16 protein-coding genes are annotated in these 23,851 nt (G+C 67.6%); 5 read left to right on the forward strand and 11 right to left on the reverse strand.

Annotated elements, in window-relative coordinates; translation table 11 throughout:
* Nucleotides 1-22: 22 nt before the first annotated feature.
* Together N5095_RS19090 and N5095_RS19095 are read left to right on the forward strand one after the other, a co-directional pair.
* Complete coding sequence (locus tag N5095_RS19090; protein WP_267624766.1) at nt 23-817, forward strand: creatininase family protein; 795 nt, start codon at nt 23-25, stop codon at nt 815-817.
* A gap of 85 nt (nt 818-902) precedes the next feature.
* Nucleotides 903-1,991 (forward strand): aminopeptidase, encoded by a 1,089-nt coding sequence (locus N5095_RS19095; RefSeq protein ID WP_267624767.1) that lies wholly within the window; start codon nt 903-905, stop codon nt 1,989-1,991.
* 157 nt (nt 1,992-2,148) lie between these two features.
* On the opposite strand, the gene N5095_RS19100 is transcribed toward N5095_RS19095, so the two are convergent.
* From N5095_RS19100 to N5095_RS19110, 3 genes are all read right to left on the reverse strand, one after another.
* Nucleotides 2,149-2,967 carry a TSUP family transporter gene (locus N5095_RS19100; protein WP_267624768.1) on the reverse strand — a complete coding sequence of 273 codons (819 nt, stop codon included), beginning with the start codon at nt 2,965-2,967 and terminating at the stop codon, nt 2,149-2,151.
* A 137-nt stretch (nt 2,968-3,104) separates the two neighbouring features.
* Complete coding sequence (locus N5095_RS19105) at nt 3,105-4,385, reverse strand: NRAMP family divalent metal transporter (RefSeq protein WP_267624769.1); 1,281 nt, start codon at nt 4,383-4,385, stop codon at nt 3,105-3,107.
* A 309-nt stretch (nt 4,386-4,694) separates the two neighbouring features.
* Nucleotides 4,695-5,372, reverse strand: a complete 678-nt coding sequence (locus N5095_RS19110; protein ID WP_267624770.1) for an O-methyltransferase — start codon at nt 5,370-5,372, stop codon at nt 4,695-4,697.
* Nucleotides 5,373-5,550: 178 nt separating this feature from the next.
* Between N5095_RS19110 and N5095_RS19115 the strand changes: the two genes are divergently transcribed.
* Together N5095_RS19115 and N5095_RS19120 are read left to right on the forward strand one after the other, a co-directional pair.
* Nucleotides 5,551-7,395: a right-handed parallel beta-helix repeat-containing protein gene (locus N5095_RS19115; RefSeq protein WP_267624771.1), complete on the forward strand. Its 1,845-nt coding sequence runs from the start codon at nt 5,551-5,553 to the stop codon at nt 7,393-7,395.
* Nucleotides 7,396-7,485: 90 nt separating this feature from the next.
* Nucleotides 7,486-9,171, forward strand: a complete 1,686-nt coding sequence (locus tag N5095_RS19120) for an acyl-CoA mutase large subunit family protein (RefSeq protein ID WP_267624772.1) — start codon at nt 7,486-7,488, stop codon at nt 9,169-9,171.
* A 290-nt stretch (nt 9,172-9,461) separates the two neighbouring features.
* Here N5095_RS19120 and N5095_RS19125 read toward each other — a convergent pair whose 3' ends face one another.
* The 8 genes from N5095_RS19125 to N5095_RS19160 form a co-directional block, all read right to left on the reverse strand.
* The gene (locus N5095_RS19125; RefSeq protein WP_267624773.1) at nt 9,462-10,520 is read right to left on the reverse strand and encodes a transcription initiation factor IIB; all 1,059 of its coding nucleotides are present in this window, start codon (nt 10,518-10,520) and stop codon (nt 9,462-9,464) included.
* 177 nt (nt 10,521-10,697) lie between these two features.
* A complete protein-coding gene (locus N5095_RS19130; protein WP_267624774.1) occupies nt 10,698-12,068 on the reverse strand; it encodes a geranylgeranyl reductase family protein in 1,371 nt (456 codons plus the stop codon).
* Between the two features lie 663 nt (nt 12,069-12,731).
* Nucleotides 12,732-13,184 carry a hypothetical protein gene (locus tag N5095_RS19135; protein ID WP_267624775.1) on the reverse strand — a complete coding sequence of 151 codons (453 nt, stop codon included), beginning with the start codon at nt 13,182-13,184 and terminating at the stop codon, nt 12,732-12,734.
* A 70-nt stretch (nt 13,185-13,254) separates the two neighbouring features.
* On the reverse strand, nt 13,255-14,325 hold the full coding sequence (locus N5095_RS19140) for an ABC transporter permease (protein WP_267624776.1): 1,071 nt from the start codon (nt 14,323-14,325) through the stop codon (nt 13,255-13,257).
* The gene (locus tag N5095_RS19145; protein WP_267624777.1) at nt 14,318-15,682 is read right to left on the reverse strand and encodes an ABC transporter permease; all 1,365 of its coding nucleotides are present in this window, start codon (nt 15,680-15,682) and stop codon (nt 14,318-14,320) included. Before N5095_RS19145 ends, N5095_RS19140 begins: the two co-directional genes overlap by 8 nt.
* Nucleotides 15,679-17,307 carry an ABC transporter ATP-binding protein gene (locus N5095_RS19150; protein ID WP_267624778.1) on the reverse strand — a complete coding sequence of 543 codons (1,629 nt, stop codon included), beginning with the start codon at nt 17,305-17,307 and terminating at the stop codon, nt 15,679-15,681. The genes N5095_RS19145 and N5095_RS19150 overlap by 4 nt, the downstream gene beginning before the upstream one ends.
* A gap of 12 nt (nt 17,308-17,319) precedes the next feature.
* A complete protein-coding gene (locus N5095_RS19155; protein WP_267624779.1) occupies nt 17,320-18,501 on the reverse strand; it encodes a BMP family lipoprotein in 1,182 nt (393 codons plus the stop codon).
* 147 nt (nt 18,502-18,648) lie between these two features.
* Nucleotides 18,649-20,121 (reverse strand): phosphohexomutase domain-containing protein, encoded by a 1,473-nt coding sequence (locus N5095_RS19160; RefSeq protein WP_267624780.1) that lies wholly within the window; start codon nt 20,119-20,121, stop codon nt 18,649-18,651.
* Between the two features lie 210 nt (nt 20,122-20,331).
* On the opposite strand from N5095_RS19160, the gene N5095_RS19165 reads away from it, so the two are divergent.
* Nucleotides 20,332-23,703, forward strand: a complete 3,372-nt coding sequence (locus tag N5095_RS19165) for a PKD domain-containing protein (protein ID WP_267624781.1) — start codon at nt 20,332-20,334, stop codon at nt 23,701-23,703.
* Nucleotides 23,704-23,851: the final 148 nt, after the last annotated feature.

A 23,851-nucleotide genomic window follows, 5' to 3' on the forward strand; every position in this document is an offset into this window, starting at 1 on the left:
CGTCCGGCGCCGACCGTCCGGTATGTACGTCGCCGACCAGACCTGGCCGGAGTTGGGAGACTACGTCGCCTCGGAGTCGGTCGCGGTGGTGCCGTTGGGGTCGACCGAACAGCACGGGCCGCACCTCCCGCTGTCGACCGACCACGTCATCGCCGAGTCGCTGGCGCGGGAGGCCGCGAGCCGGACGGGCTTCCTCTGTACGCCCACGGTGAACGTCGGCGTCTCGCCGCACCACCGGCAGTTCCACGGCACCATGTGGGTCGACGCGCCGCAGTTCCGCGACTACGTCGAGTCCATGACGCGGAACCTCACCTACCACGGGGTCGACCGCGTCGTCTACGTCAACGCCCACGGCGGCAACGTCCAGCACCTCCGCGAGGTGGGTCGACGGCTGCGCGACGCCCGCGAGGCGTACGCGGTCGAGTGGATGTGGAACGACTCGATTCCCGAACTCGTCGACGAACTGTTCGAGACGCCCGGGCCCCACGGCGGGCCGAAGGAGACCTCGATGATGCTCCACCTCGACCCCCGGCACGTCCGCTCCGAGCGCCTCGTCGACGCCGCCGAGAACGGGCTCACGGACTGGTCGGACCCCGAAACCGTCAGGTACGGCTCGCGGACGTTCTACGACGCCATCGACAACACCGCAAACGGCGTGCTCGGCGACCAGACCGACGCCACCGCCGAGAAGGGCGAGCGGCTGTTCGAGGCCGCGACCGAACAGCTGGTCCGCCTGCTCCGTTGGCTCGACGACCAGCCGTTCGAGGACCTCATGCCGAGAGACCACGTCGACCCACAGCCCGGCAGTCGGCGCTGAGCCTCGGGTCCCGACGGTCGTGTCTTCGGCCCGACCGAACGGGCGCTCTGGAAACCCCTTTAGCTCCCCCCTGTCAGGACGTGGTATGGACCCCCGTATCGAGGAACACGCGGAGATTCTGGTGGACTACAGCATCGAGGCCGAGGCCGGCGACGAGGTGGTCCTGATGGCCCCGCGCGAGGCCGAGGACCTCGCAGTGGCCGTGTCGGGGCTGCTCGGGAAGCGCGGCGCCAACGTCACCCACCTCGGCGGGTCGGCACGGCGTCGGCGGGCGTACCTCAGAGCCAGCGACCCGGAGTCGTTCGAGACCTCGGAAGTAGCGCTCGCGGCGTTCGAGACCGCAGATGCCTTTATCGGCATCGGCGGGGCGACGAACGCCCACGAGACCAGCGACGTGCCGCCGGAGACGACGGCGGCCTACGGACGGGCACAGAAACCGATTCAGGAGGCGTACCTCGACACCGACTGGGTGGGCACGCAGTACCCGACGCCCGCCGACGCCCAGACCGCCGGGATGTCGACCGAGGCCTACGAGGAGTTCGTCTGGAACGCGGTCAACCGCGACTGGGAGGAACAACGCGAGTACCAGGAGGGGTTCGTCGACGTTCTCGACCCCGCCGACGAGGTCCGAATCGTCAGCGGCGACACCACCGACGTCACCCTCGACGTCTCGGGGATGCGCGCCTGCAACGACCACGGGCGAATCAACGTGCCCGCCGGCGAGGTGTTCACCGCGCCGAACCGCGACGGCGTCGACGGCGAGGTGCTGTTCGACCTGCCGGTCATCACCCGCGGCCACGAGGTCGAAGCGGCCCGCCTCGTCTTCGAGGACGGCGTGGTGGTCGAGCACTCGGCGGAGACCAACGAGGAGGCCCTGACCGCGCAGTTGAACACCGACGAGGGGTCGAACCGCCTCGGCGAACTCGGCATCGGGATGAACCGCGGCATCGACCGGTTCACGAAGAACATTCTGTTCGACGAGAAGATGGGAGACACGGTCCACATGGCCATCGGGATGGCCTACGAGGAGTGTGTCCCCGAGGGGAAGGAGCGAAACGACAGTTCGGTCCACACCGACATGCTCGTCGACATGAGCGAGGACTCCCACATCGAAATCGACGGCGAGGTCGTCCAGCGGAACGGGCGGTTCTTCTTCGAGGACGGGTTCGAATAGCCGTTTCTCGGTGTTTTGGTCCAGATTTTGCGAGGGAGCGAACGGAGTGAGCGACCGAGTAAAAGGTGGGCGCAGGTCGTCCAGCGGAACGGGCGGTTCTTCTTCGAGGACGGGGTCGAGGGGTAGTCGGCCACCTCCCCCGACGGGGCCGGCGACCTCACGACGTGAGCGCCACGTACGGACCGAGGCAGACCAGAATCACCGCGAGGACGCGCTTCAGTTTCGCCGCCGGGACGCGGTGGGCGACCCGCCAGCCGACGAGCACGCCGAGCAGTTCCGGCACACCGACCAGCGCCGCCAGCGGGAGCGAGACGGCCCCCTGAGCGAAGTAGCCGCCCGCCGCGAAGCCGGAGACGAACACCGACTGCACCTGCGCGGCCGCGACCGCCGCGAGCATCGGGACGCCGCCGGCGACGAGAATCGGCACCGCGAGGACGGGGCCGCCGACGCCGAGGAGCCCCCCGGCGGTGCCGACGAACAGGCCGACGACGGTCGCTCGCACGGGACCGAAACCGTCGGCGAACCGGCCGCCGTCGGTGGCAGTCGACGACGACCGGTCGCCCTCCGCCGAATCGCCCCCAGACGAACCGCCGGCCCGACGCCAGACGAGCACGCCCACCGCGACGAGGAAGACGCCGAGCAGGAGGCCGAACAGACGCTCGGAGACGACCGCGTTGAGTCGGACGCCGAGGAGCGCGCCGGCGACGCCGCCGCCGCTCAGGCCGGCCGCGAGCCGGAGTCGACGGCGGTCGGCGAGCTCGCCCGACCGGAGGTAAGAGAGGGTCCCGAGCAGGCCGGTGAAGACGAACGTCGCCGTCGCGGTGCCCGCCACCGTCGCCGAGGGGAACGGCGTCAGTGCGAACAGCGCGACGGTGAGGAACACCCCGCCGGGTCCGACGGCGGTGATGCCGACACCGGCGCCGAAGGCGACGAGGACGAGGGCGAGGAGCACGGGGAGGGCGAGGTCGAGAGGCACGGGTAGTGTGTGGTGTTAGGTCGCTGTGGTCGCGGCGAACGTTTCAGCCCGACGGTTCGGTCGGGTCGAGTCGAATCGAGTGCCGGGAGGCGGAGCGTCGCGCCGGCTCGGTGTCGGCGCGTCGGTGCCTCGGCGCCTCAGAGGCCGCCGCCGAAGATGGCGGCGAAGACGCCCTCGGCCGAACTGACGGCGAGGTACAGCGCCAGTACGACGAGTGCGCTGTTGAGGACGTTGAGCTTCCAGCCGTTGGTGTACTCGCCCATCGTCTCGCTGTCGTTGACCGCCCACAGCAGCAGCGCGGCGGTGATGGGGAGACCGACGACGCCGTTGTACGCCGGGAAGAGAATGATCATGTCGACGACGCTCAGCCCGAAGAAGATGTGGACGAGCGGGGAGAGCCCGCTGATGGCGACGCCGACGACGTAGACGAGGCGGAAGGTGCGGTCCTCGCTGGTCACGTCGATACCCATCGCCTTCGGAATCATGTAGGCGGGCGCCCAGAGGATGGGGATGATGCTGTTGAACGCGGCGGCGACGGCGCCGACGATGAACAGCACCATCGCCCACTCGCCGAGGATGTCGGCGAGCGCGAGGCCGGGCGTGAGGAAGTTGTCGAGTTGGGTGATGCCGGCGGGTCGGAGGATGGCCGCGGCGGCGACGACGATGGCGACCGTCGTCAGTCCGCCGACCATGTAGCCGACGCCGAGGTCCTGACGGATGTCGGAGAGGTCGCTCGCGGAGTTCCACCCTTTCTCCTCGACGAGCGTCGCTTCGAGGAAGAAGTTGGGCCACAGCGCGGTCGTGCCGAGAATACCGACGACGAGGGTAACGGCGCCGGCCTCGGGGACGCCGGGGACGAATCCGGCCGCGATGTCGCCCAGGTCGGGCGTCGCGGCGGTCGCGACGACGAGGTAGGCGACGAGCAGGCCGAGCATCATCCCCGTCATGATGCGTTCGACGTAGCTGTAGCCGAGGATGCCGACGACCATCGCGAGCAGCGCGGTGACGACCGCGAGCGGCATCCAACCGACGACGCCGCCGAACAGGAGCGAGATGCCCTTGCCGACGGCGGCGGTGAGTTCGAGTCCCCACGCGACACAGCCCACCGAGAGCAGGACGGCGAGGGCGGTGGCGCCACCCCGTCCCAACTTGCGTCGCATGAAGTCGGTGAGCGAGTCGCCGAAGATGCCGAGGCGGGCGCTCATGTCCTGAGCCATGAAGCCGAGCAGGACGGCGCCGCCGATGGCCCACAGCAGGGCGTACCCGTACTGCACCCCGGCCGAGCTGGCGATGAACACCGAGCCCGAACCGAAGTAGCTGGCCACCATCACGAACGCGAGGCCGTACCGGGCGAAGAAGTCGGTCAGTACCGAGAGCGGTCCGTCGGAGTCGTTGTGTGTCGAAGTTCGTTGTGCCATTATGTGCATTCCGGCGCCGACACGGCGACGAGCGGGGGAGAGAGACGTCTCTCCGGTCGCAGATGTCGGTCGCAGAGACCGTAGAGCGGGGCGTGCCCCCCTACTTAGTCGTCTCTCGCTTCGAAGGGGCCACTCAAAAGGCTACTCGCCGTTCTCGGGAGTCATACCCTTTGATAACAAGGGGTTGATGCGCATACCACGGGGGAGCGGTCGGTCCCCACTCGTCGGCGTCGAGGGGACGCCGGAACCCGTGACCGCCGACGGTCGAATCTCGCTAGGACCGCCACGCAGTGGGACTCGCCGACCCCGTCACAGGCGAGTGGTCACCGCCAGCCCGCTGCCCACCGGGAGCGCGACCGTCTCGAACCCCTGCGCCGCTCGGACGGTGTCGAGGTACTCGGCGATGCCTCTCGTCTCCGCGTTCTCCCCGTCGAGCGCGTCGTCGACGCTCGTACCGTCGTCGCCCTCGAGATACGCGAGCAGCGCGTCGAACGCTATCGGCCCGCGCATCAGGTTGTCCGCGACGACCACACCGCCGGGAGCCACCTTCCCGCGGACTTTCTCGAACGCCTCCGCGTAGCGCTCCTTCTCGTGGTCGACGAGCACCACGTCGAACGGGCCGTCGTACTCGTCGACGATGTCGACGGCGTCGCCGCCCTCGAACGTCGCTCGCTCCGTCAGGCCGGCGCGCCCGAAGAACTCGCGGGCCATGTCGAGTTCGTCGGCGTCGAACTCGGTCAGGACGACGTGGCCGCCGTCCATCCCGCGGAGGAACCAGTACGCCGAGTAGCCGTATCCGGAGCCGAACTCGAACACCGACTCGGCGGCGGTGAGGCGCGCGAGCAGTCGGAGCACGGCGCCCGACTCGGGGCCGATGATGGGAAAACCGTTCTCGGCGGCGTAGTCGGCCATCTCCGTCTGAATCGCGTCGTGGTCGGGGCCGACCGCGCGCAGATACCGACGGGTCGCCTCGGGGACGATATCCATGTCCCCGAGTCGCCGTCGCGGGGCTTCAACGTTGGCGACGACGGGTCGGTGCATCTGCACGTCGGCGTGTCGGTGCGTCGGTGCATCTGCGCGTCGGCGTGTCGGTGCGTCGGCGACGAGGGCCGGTCGGGTCGGTCCCCCGAAGCTACTTCGTGCTACGAAAGTGAACTGTGAACGAATGGCAACCGACGACAGCCCCGTACCGTCCGGTCTCTCGCGTCGTGCCTACCTGAAACTCGCCGGTGCCACGGCGGGCGCTGCCGCTCTCGGGACCGGGGACGCCGGGACTCGGAGCCGGGACGGAACCGTCGGGGTCGACCGACGGACGCGACGCACCGACTACTGGACCGGACCGGAGCGCGAGGCGCCGGCGGGCGCGTCGCCCGGTGCACGGTACTTCGCCACCGACACGGGGCGCCAGCTGGTCGCGACCCGGTCGGGCTGGGAGCCACAGGGGTTCTCGGGACCGTACGTCCGCGCCGGCCGCATCGCCGGCGTCGCCGACCACGTCGTCACGACGACCGCGGAGCTGGAGGCGGCCTTCGACGACCTCCGCGAGGGTGACACCGTCTCCCTCGCCCCCGGAACCTACCGTCCGAGCCGGTGGCTCGCCATCGACGTGTCGGGCGTCACGGTCGTCGGGGCGTCCCGCCGGGAGACGCTCGTCAAGCCGGCCGACGGGTCGAACGTCGGCGGGTTCCACGTCGGCCGCGGTCGCCGCGTCGAGAACGTCACCATCAGCGGGGTCGGCTTCGACGGCAACGACCGGCGGATGGACCAGTCGGTACGCCGGCTCCACGGGTTCCTCGTGGAGGACGCGCGCAACGTCACCGTCCGAGACTGCTATGCGACCCGTACGTCGCCGTACCACGTCCACGACGCCGGCGGGAGCGGGTTCACGGTCCGGAAGGACGCCCAAGAGGTCGCGCTCGTGGGCAACTTCACCGAGGACATCGGCGACCGCTCCATCCAGATCGCCGGTGACGGCATCCTCGTCCGCGGGAACCGCCTCACGAACGGGTTCGACCGGTCCATCTCCCTCGACGTGCGCCACCCCGACGGGAACAAGTACTACTCGCGGAACGTCTCCGTGGTGAACAACCTCGGTCGGGAGAACTCCGACGGCTCCGTCGTCGGCGCCTCCCAAGGAACCCCGAAGCGCCCCGGTGCCGGCAACTACGCCATCCTCGGCAACGTCGCCCGCGGGAGACACCGACGGACGGTGTACATGGGCATCTCGGAGGACGTCCGCAACGTCGCCGTCGTCGGCAACTCGGGCTGGCAGGGAGCGTTCGACGAGGACCGTTCCGGCGTGTATCTCTCGGGGGCCGTCTCGAACGCCGTCGTCGTCGGGAACACGTTCCGGGCGTACTCCAAGGAGGGAATCGAGGTGGACACGACGGGACGGGACGTCGCGGTCGTCGGTAACTCGGTGCTGGACCCGGCCGGCGACGGGATTCGGGTCGACGCCGACGACGCCCTCGTGACCGCGAACCTGGTCTCGGACGCGGGCGGGGCCGGAATCGCGGTGGCCGACGACGCCGCACGCGTCACGGTGTCGAACAACCACGTGCGGCGGGCGGGGAGCGACGGCGTCCGAATCGGCGGGACGGACTGCCTCGTCGCGACTAACGCGGTCGGCGACTCGGGTCGACGCGCCGCCGCCGCCGAAGTGCGCGTCGACGGGGCCGACGCGCTCGTGACCGGGAACAAGCTGGTCGGCGGCGCCGACGCGGACGGGTGGGCCGTCACGGCCCCGAGTGCCCGCCTCCAGGGGAACGCCCCGCCGGTCGACCGACCGACGTCGGTCACCGTCCGCGACGGTTCGGCCCGCCTGCGGTTCGACCGGCCGTTCGCCGAGAAACCGGTCGTCGACGTGACCCCCGAGTCGCCGGCGACGTGGGGCGTGGACTACCGGCGCGACGCGAGCGGCGCCTACGTCGGTGCCGACCTCCGGTTCGTCGGCCCGACCGGGGAGCCGGCGGACCTAAACGCCCGGGTCAGGGTGCGCGACTCGCGCTGAGGTGGTGACGACGCGGCGAACGCCCCGTGTCCAGACCGGCTCCGGACCGCGTTTCAACGCTTAAGTCGGCGCCGTCCGTCAGGAACGACAATGTTCGATTCCGACGACCTCGCGGAGATTCGCGACGCCAAGGAGTCGTGGGAGTCGGAGACGCTCGACCCCACGCTCTCGCGCTTCGGCGAGCGCGAGGAGGAGTTCGTCACCGACACCGGCGGTCACACCGTCGACCGACTGTACACCCCGAACGACGTGTCCGACCTCGACTACGAGGACGACCTCGGGTTCCCCGGCGAGGAGCCCTACACCCGCGGGCCGTACCCGACGATGTACCGCGGCCGGCTCTGGACGATGCGGCAGTACGCCGGGATGGGGACGGCGCGGGAGACCAACGAGCGCTACCACTACCTGCTCGACCAGGGCCAGACCGGGCTGTCGATGGCGTTCGACCTCCCCACGCAGATGGGGTACGACTCCGACGACGCGATGGCGGCCGGCGAAGTCGGGAAATCGGGCGTCGCCATCGACACCCTCCGGGACATGGAGCGCGTCTTCGACGGTATCCCGCTCGACGAGGTGTCGACCTCGATGACCATCAACGCGCCCGCGTCCGTCCTGTTGGCGATGTACATCGCTGTCGGCGACGAACAGGGCGTCCCCCGCGAGGAGCTTCGGGGCACCATCCAGAACGACCTCCTCAAGGAGTACATCGCGCGCAACACCTACATCTACCCCCCGGAGCCGTCGATGCGCATCATCACGGACATCTTCGAGTTCTGCGCCAGCGAGACGCCGAAGTTCAACACCATCTCCATCTCCGGCTACCACATCCGCGAAGCCGGCTCGACGGCGGCCCAGGAGGTCGCCTTCACCCTCGGCAACGGCATCGAGTACGTCGAGGCCGCCGTCGACGCCGGACTCGACGTCGACGAGTTCGCCCCCCAACTCTCCTTCTTCTTCAACGCCCACAACGACATCTTGGAGGAGGCCGCGAAGTTCCGCGCCGCCCGGCGGATGTGGGCGAAGATTATGACGGAGCGCTTCGGCGCCGACAGCGAGAAGGCAAAACAGCTGAAGTTCCACACCCAGACGGGTGGCTCCACGCTGACGGCACAGCAGGTCGAGAACAACGTCGTCCGCGTCGCCTACCAGGCGCTCGCCGCGGTGCTGGGTGGGACGCAGTCCCTCCACACGAACGGGAAGGACGAGGCGCTGTCGCTGCCGACCGAGAAGTCCGTGCGGACCGCCCTGCGGACCCAGCAGATACTCGCCCACGAGTCCGGCGCCGCCGACACTATCGACCCGCTCGCAGGGAGCTACTACGTCGAGTCGCTCACCGACCGCATCGAGGAGGACGCCTTCTCGCTCATCGAGGAGGTCGACGGCCGCGGGGGGATGCTCCGCGCGGTGGAAGACCAGTGGGTCCAGCGCCAGATTCAGGACGTGGCCTACGAGCGACAGCGCGAGATCGAGACGGGCGAGCGCACCATCGTCGGCGTCAACGAGTTCCGCGTCGAGGACGAGGAACCCGAGGCCGACGTGGAGGAGGTCTCCGAGGAGGACGAGCGCCGGCAGGTCGAGAGCGTCGAGGAGGTGCGCGAGGAGCGCGACGACGAGGCCGTCGAGGCGGCGCTGTCGGCGCTTCAGGAGGCCGCACAAGGCGACGCGAACCTCATGCCCCGCATCGTCGAGGCGGTGAAGGCGTACGCCACCGTGGGCGAAATCTGCGACGTACTGCGCGAGGAGTTCGGGGAGTACCAGCCGGGCGCGGCGCTCTGAGCTTCGAGCGGGCATGGCGGGGTCCGGCGGGGCTCGGCGGAGTCCGAACCGGGACGGGGTCCCGAGCCTGCCGGCGACAAGGGAAGACGTAAGTAGGGGACACCACTGGAGTCGAACGTGTTCGACCGGGCCTTCTCACTACGACGAGGCGAGACCGCCGACCTCCGAGAGTGTCGCCGCTGCGGCACGGCGGTGGGCGAGGGGTCGGTAGCGTGTCCGGAGTGCGAGTCGACCGAAATCGCGACGTACTCGTTCTGATTGCGGCTGCCGCGGGGCCGCCCCGGAGCCGACTACCTCACGCCGTCGAGCAGGTTCAGCGCCTCCACCTGCTCGTGGTAGCGGTTGCGAATCGTCACCTCGGTGACGCCGGCGGCCGCCGCCACGTCGGATTGGGTACGCTTCTCGCCACAGAGCATGGCGGCGGTGTACACCGCGGCGGCGGCACAGCCGGTAGGGGAGCGCCCGGAGCAGTGGCCCGCTTCGGCCGAAATCGCGAGCACCTCGGCGGCCTTCGCGTGCGTCTCGGCCGAGAGGTCGAGTCGGGAACAGAACCGCGGGAGGTACGCCGTCGGTTCGACCGGGCGCAGTTCGAGACCGAGGTTCGACGAGAGGTGCCGGGAGGCCCGGGCGACGTCCTGCTGTTCGACCCGGGAGACGGCCGTCACCTCCGCAAGCGAGCGCGGGAGGTTCTTCTGTCGACAGGCCACGTACAGCGTCGCGGTGGCGACCGCTTCGATGGACCGGCCCCGAATCAGGTCCTCGGCCAGCGCGCGGCGGTAGACGACGGCGGCCGTCTCGCGGACGTGCCGGGGGAGCCCGAGCGCGCTCGCCATCCGGTCGAGTTCGGAGAGGGCAAAGCGGAGGTTGCGCTCGCCGGTCCTGACGGTGCGGACGCGCTGGTGCCACGTCCGGAGGCGCTCGACTCGGCGACGACGCTCGGGTGAGAGCGTCCCGCCGGCGGCGTCGCGGTCGCCGCGGCCGATTTCGGTCGTGAGCCCGCGGTCGTGGCGGGTCCCGGTGGTCGGGGCGCCGACGCGGGCGCGTGCGTGGTGTTCCTCGCTGGTGTAGGCGCGCCACTCCGGACCGTGGTCGACGCGCCGGTCGGCGAGGACGAGTCCGCAGTCGTCACAGGCGGTCTCGCCGTCGGCGGTCTCGCGAGGGGCACCGTCGCACTCGGGGCAGGTCCGGCGGCGCTCGGAGGGGGTCCGACCTCGGCTTCGAGACCGACTTCGACACCGGTTTCGGGCCCGACACCCGGAACCGCGGTCGGACCCGGTCGATTCGGTCGACTCGGCGCTCGCACGGGTACGGACACGGCTCTCGGAGGGTGAGTTGTCTGAATACATCATCTCGGGGGCCGACCGGACGGGCACGCGATGACAGCGGGGACGGCGGTGGGGTCGGTCTCGGGTCGATGAGTCCGCCGCGTCGGCCGGTGGCCCCGCCGGAGGTAGCACGCGGTCAGCTAAAGGGCTTCTAACCGAACCGTCGAAAAGAGGGGCGAGGGGAGCGGTCAGCCCCGTGAGTCAGTACTTCGGGTCGGCGCCGGTCGTCTCGTAGACGCGGTCCATCAGCTCGTCGCGGCTCTCCTGCCACGTCGCGAGCGCCGCGGGGCGGCTCGGGTAGCGCTCGTAGTGGCGCATGACCTCCTCGGCGAGCCCCTTCGTCTCGTAGAAGTTCTTGATGACGCTCCAGTAGCCACGGGAGTCGAAGGCGGTCCGAGCCAGCAGCAGGGGACTCATCGACGTGGTGCCCGAGTAGAGCGCCTCGGCGAGTTTCTCGCCGGGGAGCGACGCGAGTAGCCCCATCAGGTCGTCGATGTCGATGGCGGTGGAGAGGACGTTGTACACGTCGAGCGCGGCGAAGCGTGCGCCGAAGTGACCCATGACGCGCTCGTTGTAGCGCCAGAGGGCCTCCTCGCTGGTGTCGCCCGTCTCGACGGCCTCGACGGCCTGTTCGCCCGCGTACTTGCCGGCGTAGGCGGCGCCCGCGATGCCGCCGCCGGTCGTCGGGTTGACGTGGGCCGCGGCGTCGCCGGCGGCCATGAACCCCGGGGCAACCGCCGAGTCGTAGGGCCGGCGGGTCGGGAGCGCGGCGCCCAGTTTGTCCTTCACCTCGGCACCCTCGAACTCGGGGCGGTCACGCAGGTCCTCTTTGAGGTCCTCGACGAGCTTCATCGGCTCCTCGTTCATCTGGAAGCCGAGGCCGGCGTTGATCTCGGTGTCCGTGCGCGGGAAGTACCAGAGGTAGCCCGCCGCGCGCTTGGTCGGCTTGAACACGAGCGCGTCCTTCCACTCGACTTCCTCCTCGACGTCGACGACCTCCCGATACGCGGAGCAGAACTGCGAGTAGGAGACGTTCGTGTCGAAGGTAGACTCGGAGAGGTCGGCTTTGTCTTGGAGGAGGGAGAGGGAGCCGGCGCCGTCGATGGTCACGTCGGCCTCGTACTCGACGTCCTCGCCCTTCCGCCTGGCTTCCAAGCCCGTCACGGTCCCGTCGTCGTCTTGGACGACGTCCTGGACCACGGTGTCGTAGTGGAACTCGGCGCCGGCCTCGTCGGCGCCCTCGATGAGGAGTCGGCCGTACTCCCAGCGGTCGAGCACGGCGAGTTCGCCCGGGATGGGGATGTCGAGGACGGTGTCGTGGCTCGGAATCTCGAAGCGCCCGTGGGTGACGTCCGTGTTGGTGAACGCCGGTTCGATCTGTTCCTTCGGGATGGCCTCGGGGAACGCGTCGGCGCCCTTGAGCGCGTCGCCGCAGGCGATGTGGCCCGCCTCGTCCTCGTCCTTGCGCTCGACGACGACGACGTCCAGCCCCTCCCGGGCGACGGTCGCGGCCGCGTAACAGCCGGCGGTCCCCGCGCCGACCACCGCGACGTCGTACTCGTGGGTAGTCATGGGCGTGACTCCCGAGGGCGGGAGGAAATATCTTTATGCCCGATTGTGTTGTTATGCCGAGGTCGGGTTAATTGGGTTGGTGGTGGAGACGGTACTCTCGGTGTTTCTGCCGTCGTAGCCGTGTCCCAGCAAAGCCCTCCCGCTCTTTGCGAGTTGCTCACTGAGCAAAGCTCAGTGGCATCGCAGAAAGCTTCGCTTTCTGCAGACCGCCAGGACCGCAACAGCACAGCCCTCACACCTCCCCAGCCTCCGGGCGGCCGCGGTCCCTCGCACGTCTCGGCAGCCAACGCGAGACCCGCTTCGCTCGTCTCGCTGGCTCCCGTTCGCCTCCGGCTCACGGGAACCACGGAGGGGCGGCCGGCGCGCGCCTCGCGGCCTCCGTGCCGCGAGCGCTTCGTGCGAGGGCTGAGCGAGCATAGCGAGCGAAGCGGTTGGGGAGGACGAGGCGCGGTGCGGTGGGTGGGGCTCCGAAAGGGGCCGCCTACTCGGCGACGGACGGCGTTCACGAGAGCGCAGCTCTCGTGAGCCCACGAGAAGTGCCGACGGCACTTCTCGGGACGACGTAAGCACTACAACGACCGAGCGTAGCGAGGGAGTGAAGCGCGCAGCGAGCCGCCCGAATCGAGCAGGCGGGGGCTTTCGCACTCCTAGTTCCAGTACTCGTTACCGACTCCAAACGAGCGCTCCAAAGAAGGTTCCAATCCACAACAGAGGGAGCACTGCCAGTACAGCGACAGCAAACGCGACGACTGAAGCGTCGCTGTTCCCGAGATTCACGAGACTTGGCCACAGATAGAGGCCAGCACCGAAGTTGAGTGCGATTCCCAACAAAAGAGTCCCTTGTGACAACCAGTTCTCCGGGACACCAGCGTGGACTTCTTCCAAGATTCGTAGAACGTCGGACTCCTCCTCTGATTCGCCGTCGGTCTCTTCGACCCACTTCCGAATGTTTCCGAATACGATGAAAGTGACACCCCCGGAGAGGCCAAGCACGAACAGGACGGGAACAACCCAGAACTCGTCGTCTCCGACGTACAACAGACTGAAAGTAATCACTGGCCAGAAGGCCAGTTCTTCGCTTCCGAGAGCCGCAGACTTCGGGTCGGTGAAACTCACGATGGAAAAAAGTCGCTAACCTGATAATAATCCATCCCTCGAAAACAGCGACACCGAAGACGAAGCCCGACTACTCGTCGCCGGACTCGTAGTGCTCGCCAGCCGCCTTTGGAATTCGCGTCCGGCCGAACAGCGCGAGCACGATGATGACCGTCACGTACGGGATGGTCCGCACGAGCGGCTGGGGCACGGCGAACACGTCGCGTGCCTGCAGGGTCAGCTGCAGGGCGTCCAGCCCGGCGAACAGCATCGTCGACAGCAGCGCGCCGACCGGGTTGTAGTTGCCGAACAGGTACGTCACGATGGCGATGAACCCTTTCCCGTTCACCATCGTCGAGCCGCTGCCGACGAACTGCCCGATGGACAGCGACAGCGCGGCGCCGCCGAAGCCACAGAGTACGCCCGAGAGCAACACCGCGGCGTAGCGCACGCGGGTAACGTTCACGCCGGCGGTGTCGAGCGCCTTCGGGTTCTCCCCGGAGGCGTTCACCCACCGGCCGAACGAGGTGCGGTTGAGCGTCCACCACGAGGCCGCGACGGCCCCGAACATCAGGTAGACGAACGGCGTCGCGCTGAACAGCGCCCCGAAGAACGGGATGGACGAGAGTCCCGGAATCACGATGGCGTCCACCGTGTCGACGCTGGCGGTGTTCGGTCCGCCGTAGACGACCTGCGAGGCGAAGGGCGCGAGACCGAGCGCGATGAGCCAGATGGCGAGCCCGGCGATGATCTGGTCGGCGCGGAACTCGATACACACCACGGCGAACAGCAGCGCGAGCAGCGTGCTCGCGACGATGCCCGCGGCCAGCCCCATCCAGACGGAGCCGGTCACGTCGGCCATGTAGACGCCGCCGAACGCCGAGACGATGAGCAGCCCCTCGAGCCCGATGTTGATGACGCCGCTCTTCTCGGCGAAGATGCCGCCGAGCGCGGCGAAGGCGATGGGCACGGAGAGGCGGAGCGTCGCGGCGAGCGTCGAGCGGTCGGTGAGGATGGCGACGAACCGCCCGGCCTGTGTCTCCGGAAAGGCGAACCCCCAGAGGACGAGGCCGGCGAGCAGCACCGCGGCGACGAGGCCGGCGACCCGCTGGGGCGAGAGCTCCCCGTCCGTCAGCCGACCTCTCACGGTCTCGCTACTCATCGCGCTCACCCCCCTCGGTCGGGACGCCACTCTCCGCGTCGACGTCGTCCTCCACGTCGCCACGGGAGTCGGCGACCGTACCGCCGTCGGTCACCGGCTGGCCACCCGACCCGCTCGGCCGGACGGACCACACTCGGGTGCCGATCATCCGGAAGAACTCCGGCATGGCGACGAACAGGATGATGAGCCCGCGGAGCACTCCGACGAGTTGGGGCGGCACGTCGGTGCCGACGTCGACCACGATGGAGCCGGACTTCAGCACCCCGAAGAGGAGCGCCGCGAAGCCGACCCCGAGCGGGTTGTTACCCGCGAGGATGGAGACGGTGATACCGTCGAAGCCGTACGCCGGGACGCCGGTCTGGAAGTTGCCGATAATCATGAGCACGTACACCGCACCACCCATCCCGGCGAGCGCCCCGGAGAGGGTCATGCTCGCGACGACCGTTCGGGCGGCGTCGACGCCGCCGTACTCGGCCGCCTCGGGCTGGATTCCGCTCGTACGCAGGTCGTAGCCGAAGGACGTACGCTCGATAAGCAGGTACACCGCGACGAGCAGCGCGGCCGCCACGACGAACGCGACGAGCGAGAAGTCGTCGCGCGCGCGGAAGATGACGCTCGGGAACGTCGCGTACTCCGGCAGCGGCACCGTCTGGGTGGCGACGCTCTCGGGGTCCTGGAAGTGGTCCTGGACGAGGTACAGCGCGACGGCGGTCGCCACGAAGTTCAACATGATGGTCGTGATGACCTCGTTGGCGTCGGCGTACGCCTTCAGCGCCCCCGGGATGGCCCCGTAGACGCCGCCGACGAACGCGCCGACGGCCAGGCCGAACGGGAGCAACAGGAGCGTCCCGACGACGCCGGAGACGAGCGTCGACGCCCACAGCGTCGCGACCGCGGAGCCGAGCGCGCCGACGACGAGCTGGCCCTGCGTCCCGATGTTGAAGATGCCGGCACGAAAGGCGACCGCGACGGCGACGCCGGTGAACATCAGCACCGTCGTCTGTGACAGCGTCGTCGCCAGCTGCCCGTTGATGAGGTCCGAGGAGAGGTCCCCGAACGCGCCGAGGAACAGCAGGTCGTACACGGTGACGGGGTCGTAACAGAACCCGACGCCGAAGTACGTCGTCGCCGCCGTCGAGCAGGTCGTCATCCGCCCGGCGGCGAGGATGAGGACGAACCCGACAGCGACCGACAGCAGGAGCGCCGACACGCTGATGAGCGCGCGCTCGACGGCCGAGGCCCGCACGAGCCGCTCGATGGCGGCCGGCGCGTCGGACTGTCCGGTGTTCGTCCCGGGCTCGCGCCCGTCGCTGTCTGCGGCGTCGGTTTCCGTGTTCGGAGTGTCGTCGGAACTCATCTGGTACCCCCCTCACTTCCGTCGTTCGAGGCCGGCTGCGTCGCCTCGTTCGGCTCCCCGTCGGTGGCGACGCAACCAGCGTCGCCCGCCTCCGACTCCGGACCGTACCCCTCGGGGTACTCCCCGGCCATCAGCAGGCCGAGTTCCTCCTCGGTGACGGCCTCGGGGTCGACCACGTCCATGACCTCGCCCTCGTACATGACGGCGAGTCGGTCCGAGAGCCCCTGGACCTCGTCGAGCTTCGAGGAGACCAGGAGGACGGCCCGGCCCTCGTTGCGGAGGTCGAGCAGGCGGTCGTGGATGAACTCCGTCGAGCCGATGTCCACCCCTCGGGTGGGGTGGGTCGCGACGACGAGTTCCGGGTCGCGCTCGAACTCCCGGCCGACGATGAACTTCTGCTGGTTCCCGCCGGAGAGCGACCCGGAGGTCGCGTCCGCGTTCGGCGGACGGACGTCGTACTCGGCGACGATGCGCTCCGCGTGCTCCCGGGTGGCGTCCCAGTCGATGCGGCCGCCGCGGGCGAACGGTGCCGTGTGTTGACTGCCGAGAATGGCGTTGTCGACGAGGTCGAACTCCATCACGAGCCCGCGCTCCTGGCGGTCCTCCGGGATGTACGCCATCCCCTCGTCGATTCGTCGGCGACGCGACCAGTCGGTGACGTCCGTCCCCCCGAAGGAGACGGTCCCCGACTCCGGCTGTCGGAGGCCGGTGACGGCCTCGATGAGTTCGGCCTGGCCGTTGCCGTCGACGCCGGCGATGCCGAACACCTCGCCCTCGCGTACGTCGAAGGAGACGTCGGAGACGACCTCGACGCCGCGCTCGTCGGTCGCGCGGAGGCCGTCGACGGCGAGCGAGACGGCCCCCGGCTCCGCCGGCGGCTTGTCGGTCTCCATCAGCACCTCGCGGCCGACCATCAGCTCCGCGAGCTCCTCGCGGGTGGTGGTGTCGGCCTTCACGCTCCCGACGTTCTTCCCGTCCCGGAGGACGGTGATGTCGTCGGCGGCGTGCATCGCTTCGCCGAGCTTGTGCGTGATGAAGATAATCGTCTTCCCCTGTGCGGTGAGCTCCTCCAGCACGGCGAGCAGCTCCTCGACCTCCTGTGGGGTGAGGACGGCCGTCGGCTCGTCGAGGATGAGGACGTCCGCACCTCGATACAGCGCCTTCAGAATCTCCACGCGCTGCTGAACGCCGACCGACACGTCCTCGACGTCGGCGTCGGGGTCCACGTCGAAGCCGTACCGCTCGGACAGCTCCCGCACCTGCTCTCGGGCGGCGTCGCGGTCGACCGCGAGCCCGCCCCACTTGCGAGGCTCGTTGCCCAGCGTGATGTTCTCGGCGACCGTCATCGGGTCGACGAGCATGAAGTGCTGGTGAATCATGCCGACGCCGGCGTCGATGGCGTCCCGCGGCGAGTCGAACTCGCGGGGCTCGCCGTCCACGTACACCTGCCCGGCCGTCGGCTCGTACAGCCCGTACAGCACGTTCATCAGCGTCGTCTTGCCCGCCCCGTTCTCGCCGAGCAGGGCGTGGACCGTGCCGCGCTCGACTTCGAGGGTCACGTCGTCGTTGGCGACGACGCCCGGGAAGCGTTTCGTGATTCCGTCGAGTGTGACCGCCGTGCTCATCGGCGGCTCTAATTAGACGTTCGACGGGTCGCTCGGGACGGAAATGTCGCCCGAGATGATGCTCTCCCGAACGCTCTCGACCTCCGACTTCACGTCCGACGGGATGTCGGACTTCAACCCCTGCCCGTAGACGAGCGCGACGCCGTTCTGTTCGAGGCCGAGCGTCGTCACGCTGCCGCCCTCGAAGTTCCCCTGGACGACGGCCTCGGCCGCGTTGAACACTGCCGTGTCGACGCGCTTGACCATCGACGCGAGGATGACGTTCTGGTAGCTCGACTTCGTCACCGACTGGTCGCGGTCGACGCCGATGGCGTACGCGCCCTGCTCCTGGGCGGCCTGGAACACGCCGGTACCAGTGTTCCCCGCGGCGTGGTAGACGATGTCTGCGCCGGCGTTGTACATCGACAGCGCCGCCTCCTTCCCGCCGCTCGGCTCGTTGAAGCTCCCGACGTACGTCGACTGGACCTGGATGTCCTCGGAGACGTTCTTCACGCCGGCTTTGTACCCGGCCTCGAACTTGCCGATGAGCTCACCCTCGACGCCGCCGACGAAGCCGACGACCTTCTCCTCGTTCGTCGAGCCGGCGCCCGCGCTGAACGAGGAGGTTGTGAGCATCCCGGCCATCTGTCCGGCCAGGAACGACCCCTCGTGCTCCTTGAACACGTAGCTCGCGACGTTGTCGGCCTCGACGACGCTGTCGACTATCTGGAACGACTGGTCGGGGTACTGCGGGGCGACCTCGCTCAGGGCGTCCGCCTGCAGGAAGCCGATGCAGGAGACGAGGTCGTAGTTCGGGTCCGTCGAGGAGGCGAACTGCTGTTGGAAGTTCTTGAACTGCGACACCTCGTCGGGCTGGGCCTCGTTGTAGCTGATGCCGTACTCGGACTCGGCCTGCTGGATGCCCTGCTGTGCCTGGTCGTTGAACGACCCGTCGCCGAGCCCGCCGGTCGCGTACACGACGCCGACGTTCACGTCGCTCCCGGAGCCACCGGAGGAGCCGCCGTCGGCGCTCTCGTTGCCGGTCTCGTTCCCGCCGGACTCGGAGGTCGTGTCGCCGCCGGCGGTCGTGGTCTCCTCGCCCCCGCCGCTCTCGTTGTCGCCGCCACCCGTCGGCCCGCCGGTACACCCGGCCAGCCCCACGAGTCCCGCGATGCCTGTCCCCTTGATGAACGTGCGTCGGTCGAATCGGTCCATCTCTGTCCGACACAACGTGCACATCCATGAATAAAGCCGTCGTTCTGCCCCGGTAGCCGGTCCAGCGTCAAACCGGAGGAAAGAAAGTCAGAAGCTATCTTCGGGGCGAAACGACCCCCGAATTCGGTGAGACGGCCGCCGACTCGACTAACGCTCGGCGGCCGCGACCGCCGACTCGACGACCTCGCGCGCCTCGGCGACGAGTCGCTCGACTTCGTCGCTCTCGGCGTAGATGCGGACGTACGGCTCCGTCCCGCTCGGCCGCACGAGTACCCACGACCCGTCCGGGAACGAGAGCCGCACGCCGTGCTCCGTCGACGACTCCGCGTCGGGGAACGCCTCCGGGAGCGCCGTCTCCAGTCCCGCCATCGTCGCCGCCTTCGCGTCGTCGGCACAGGCGATGCTCATCTTCTCGTAGGGGCGCTCGGTGACGGGCGCACGAAGGGCCGCGAGCCCCTTGCTCGCGACGAGGTCCGCGAGCACGGCCGCGGAGGCGACGCCGTCGATCCAGCCGCCGAATCGGGTGTGGACGTGCTTCCACGGCTCGGCCGCGAACACCACGTCGCCGCCGTCGGCGCGGGCCGACGCGATGCCCTCGTGGAGCGCCCCCAGTCGGACACGCTCGACCCGCCCGCCGGCGGCCTCGACGCGTTCGTCGATGCGCCCGGAGGCGTTCGGCGTCGTGACGACGACCGGGTCGTCGACTCCTGCCTCCGCCTCGACGCTCCGGACGTAGTGCTCCGCGAGAATCGCGACGACGGTGTCCTCGTGGACGACCTCGCCGTCGGGCGCGACGACGACGATGCGGTCGGCGTCGCCGTCGTGACCGAGTCCGAAGTCGAACGGCTCACCGGAGTCCTCGGCGTCGGCGAGGAACTCGCGGAGGTCGTGGAGGGACTCGGGCGTCGGTTTGCTCTCGCGGCCGGGGAAGTGGCCGTCGACGTTCGCGTTGAGCGTGACGACCTCGGCGCCGAGCGCCCGCAGGACCTGCGGTGTCGCGACCGACCCCATCCCGTTGCCGCAGTCGGCGGCGACGCGAAGGCCGTCGAGGGGGGTCGCAGGCGTCTCGTCCCCGTCGCCCTCGCCGTCGAGACCGGCGCCGACACCGGGGTCGACGCTCGCCGACCCCGTCTCCCGGACGTAGTCGGCGACGGCCCGCCGATAAGCCCGGAGGGGGGACTCCTCGCCCGCCTCGCCCCAGTGGTCCCACGGGGCAGGTCGGTTGTCGCCGCCGACACGCTCCTCGACCGCCTCCTCCTTCCCTCGCGGAATCTCCTCGGCGTCGTCGAACACCTTGATGCCGTTGTCCGTCGGCGGGTTGTGCGAGGCGGTGAGCATCACGCCGTGTCGCCCGCGCGAGGCGAACGCCAGCGCCGGCGTCGGGAGCACCCCGACGCGGACCACGTCGGCGCCGGCGGAGGTGACCCCCGACTCGACGGCGGCGACGAGCGACGGCCCGGTGACACGCCCGTCGCGGCCGACGACGACTTCGGGTGTCTCGTCCGCCGCGGAGGCCGCGACCGCCTCGGCACCGACCGCCCGCCCGACCGAGAGCGCCAGCTCCGGGGTGACGCGCTCCTCGGCGCTCCCCCGGATGCCGGCCGTTCCGAACAGGTTCATGGCCGGGGATGTGCGCCGGGGGCACTTAGATGGGGTCGATTCGGGGCGCTCGTCGCACGTCGGCGATCAGTTCTCCCCGGTGGCGTTCCCCCTTCTGCCCTCACGCCAGGCACATATTCCACCGCGCTCGCTACTTCACGTTCTAGTCCAGATTAGTGAATAATAAGAAGTTTTAAATTACAGACCGAGAGGAAATCACTCCAGGCGACGATGAACGAAGCCCTGACGGTCGCACTACTCCTCGTAGTGGCCACGCTCGCCAACGTGGGAGTCGCGACCCCGACGAACGAAGCACCCCTGGTCGACGCCGGACTCGACCAGACGGTCGAACGGAACACGAGAATCGCACTCGACGGGACCGGAACCCGAGACCCGGACGGGGACGTCGTCTCGTATCAATGGTCAATCGAGACGCCTGCCGGGACGGCCACCACCCCGACGGACGCCACTGACCCGCAGACGTCCTTCACACCCACCGAACTCGGCCGATACGCGGTGACGCTCACCGCGACCGACGACGACGGTCGGGAGCGGAGCGACACTCTCTACGTCGACGTCGTTCGAGGAGACGCACCGACGGTGGCGGTGTCGGGTCCGGCTCGGTCTACCGTCGGTACCACCGAAACCTATCGCGCAAACGTGTCACGAGGCAGCGCACCGCTCCGCCGTATCGTTTGGCAGGTCGACGGTCGGACCGTCGCACGGCGCACTGTCGCCGACGGGGGCGACGGCACGGTATCAGTCTCCTTTGTGACGCCCGGTCCGCACGATGTCACCGCGACGGTCGTCGACGACGACGGCCTCAACGCCACGGACGCCGTGTCGGTTCGTGCGGAGCGGGCTTCCCCCGTCGGGCCGAGTGGGGGGGCGACCGGAAGTCAGCCGACGGTCGCCGACCGGCAGAGCCCGACCGTCCGCGGACCGAAGCTCCTCACCGGTACTGCACCGTTCGATTCGACGTACCGCCTCTCGGGCGGCGGTGACGCAGTGCAGACGGTTCGGTGGGTCACCGACCGCACGCTCGCCTCCCGAGGAAAGAGCGCCACGGTGTCGTGGCGGCCGGGGGACCACGACATCCACGCAATCGTCAGGTACGAGGATGGCTCACGAGACGTGGCGCAGTTCGCCGACGGGTCGACGGGCGTGACCGTCGACCCCGCTCCGACGGTGGAGATTCCGGCACTCACCGGGCGCAACGGTCTCTCCGGGCGCGGGCTCGCGAGCGACAGCTACGGAAACCTCCGCTCTCTGGATGTCTCGGTCGACGGTCGGACCGTGAAACGCTGGCCCGAACAGACCGTCGGGTCGCGTGGAGAACAGGCAACGGAGCGGACGGTCCGGTTCGCGGTTCCGGGAGCCCAAGTGAACCGAAACCACACGGTCGTCGTGACCGCGGTCGACGGCCGCGGACAGCGCGTGAAGGTGTCGCGCGAAGTCCCCGTCTCCGGAACGCCCGAAGTCGTCAGAGCCGAGTTCGTCAACGGGCCAGTCGATTCGTATCACGAGCGGCTCGATCCCGAGCGATACGCGGCTAAGCACGTGCTGGAGATCGATTTGAATGGGGTTCCGAAGGAGAACATAGATTGGCTGCACGCGGTAAAAAAATCTGATAAAGTAAGGAAGATGAACACAGGTGGTTACCAGCCATCTGCTGATTATTATAGACCAAATGATACTCTGGTAGTTAGGTCGTACTGGATGAGTCCTCAGCCACTAGAATCTAATCTCAAAACCTACGTATCTAGCAAAAGCGCATGGAGTGTGATTCAGGAGAGCAGTATAGATGTTCAGAATAGTCCTCCTGTGCTCAGACTAGACGTTAGACCCGAGAAACAGAAACACTACGCGATGGCGTGGGACGTAGTTGTAGACGCCAGTGACTCCTTCGACCCTGATGGCGATCGAGTGGAATACATCTGGAAGCATGGTGCCACACCGACCAGTGGGGACAACACTACTGCGCGGTTCAGCATGGTTCGCAATGCCTCGCTGGTTCTCAGAGATGGAGAGGGGCACGCCACACGAAAGCCGTTTAGTTATCTCGATTACATTGTCCCCCCGATCAAACAGGTAGAAGTAGTGAGCGAGGGGCCTTACCGACCCAACGATACGGTACGTGTTGCCGTTGAAACGAGAAAATACCGCCTCAGTAAGAATAGTTACAAGCTGAATTTGGAGCTCGGAATAGAAGAAACAGAGGCAGATATCGTCGAATGGAACCGGCATCAGACGAATCCCGAGAGCATTCAGGAGGTTCGTCAATGGACAGGGGTCATCGAGGTTCCCGCCTCAGAGTTCCTGAAGAACGATCAGAAGCGAGTCAGCGTGTTCAACGATGTTCGGCCCGAAGACGCGAACGAGGCGGAGATACCCGACGTAACGGTAGTGAATGGGGTACGCAAGAAGTACGACGGCGTCTTTGCGGAGAACGTCCGATACGTCGTCGAGAAGCCAATCATCCACAAAGAGCAGGTCACATCACAGTACGCGCGTGATCGCTATCTCCGTCGAGGTTACTCGGTCACGAACAAGGAGACGGCTCGAGAGTACGTAGCGAAGGAGCGCGTGAAAATCGAAGAAGCCGAGCGTGAGACCCGGTCTAGAGGCTTTTCGACCGCGTCAATGCGACGGCTGTTCTTACAGTCGAACGACGAGTGGCAAACCGGGGGTATCGACACTCAGACGGTTGCGGAGACCGTCCACGAAACCGAGTGGAGGAGTTCAAGAGGTGGGAGAGGGACGTTCACCGGCGAAATGAGACGTGTGAAGACACAGTCGGCGAACTATCGAACGAAGAAGCAGTTCGAGTACACACGGGAGATCGAACACACCGGGACACGAGAGGTCACGTACTGGGATACTGTGACCAGAACGGAGACGTACACGAAGGACATCACGACGTGTTTGCCGTACGGCTGTTTCGAGACGACTCGGACGTTCACCCGGACCGAGAGGGATCGCGTCCGGCGTAGCTACACAGACACATACACCTACACTACCGCCGAGACCGAGACGTACTGGTCGTTCAGCAAGTACGCCCCGAATCACGACTTCACCGGTCACTCTCGTCAGGTGAAGGTGCGGGACGCGCGATACGAGACACAGTACGAGTTCGGGTACGATCGGACGGTCCAACGAAGCGTTCGAACCTACCACGCGACTCGGCAAGTCGTGGTCGAACCTGCGCGCTACGAGTGGCAGGTGGATCGCACGTTCGACGACGCTGCAAGTGCGTATTCGTACAGCCAGCGAAATCGGGCACAGATAGAGCAACAGACCGTGGTGAACGCGTGGACTGTCGAGAAGCAGACTGGTACGTCGAAAGAAATATCAAGCACATCTCGGGACTGGAACAATGTGGTCGAGACACGTGCCGACGTCCTCGGACAAGTGAGCGTCGTGGGGACGAATCCGGAGACCGGTGAGGAGCGAGTGGTCAGTCAGAGATTCTTCGACAAATCAGTGTCCGTTCAGGGTGTAGCGACGAAATCCGAGTTGGCTGATTCGGTAGTTGGAGAGCAGAGCGAGAGATGCGAGGGTGTAGCGTCGGAATACCAGCAGGAGTGTTCAACCGTTGTATAGAAGATTAGCATACAAGTCACTCCTCCCAGTTCTAATTGTGGCGATGATGATTGTCGGCGGTGCTGCCGGCACTGGTGATATATCCAAAAATGAATATGGTGAACGACAAATAAATTCGTTTGAAGGTATAGAATATACCCTTTCTTAC

This window comes from Halobium salinum, from assembly GCF_026586625.1.
GTDB lineage: Archaea > Halobacteriota > Halobacteria > Halobacteriales > Haloferacaceae > Halobium > Halobium salinum.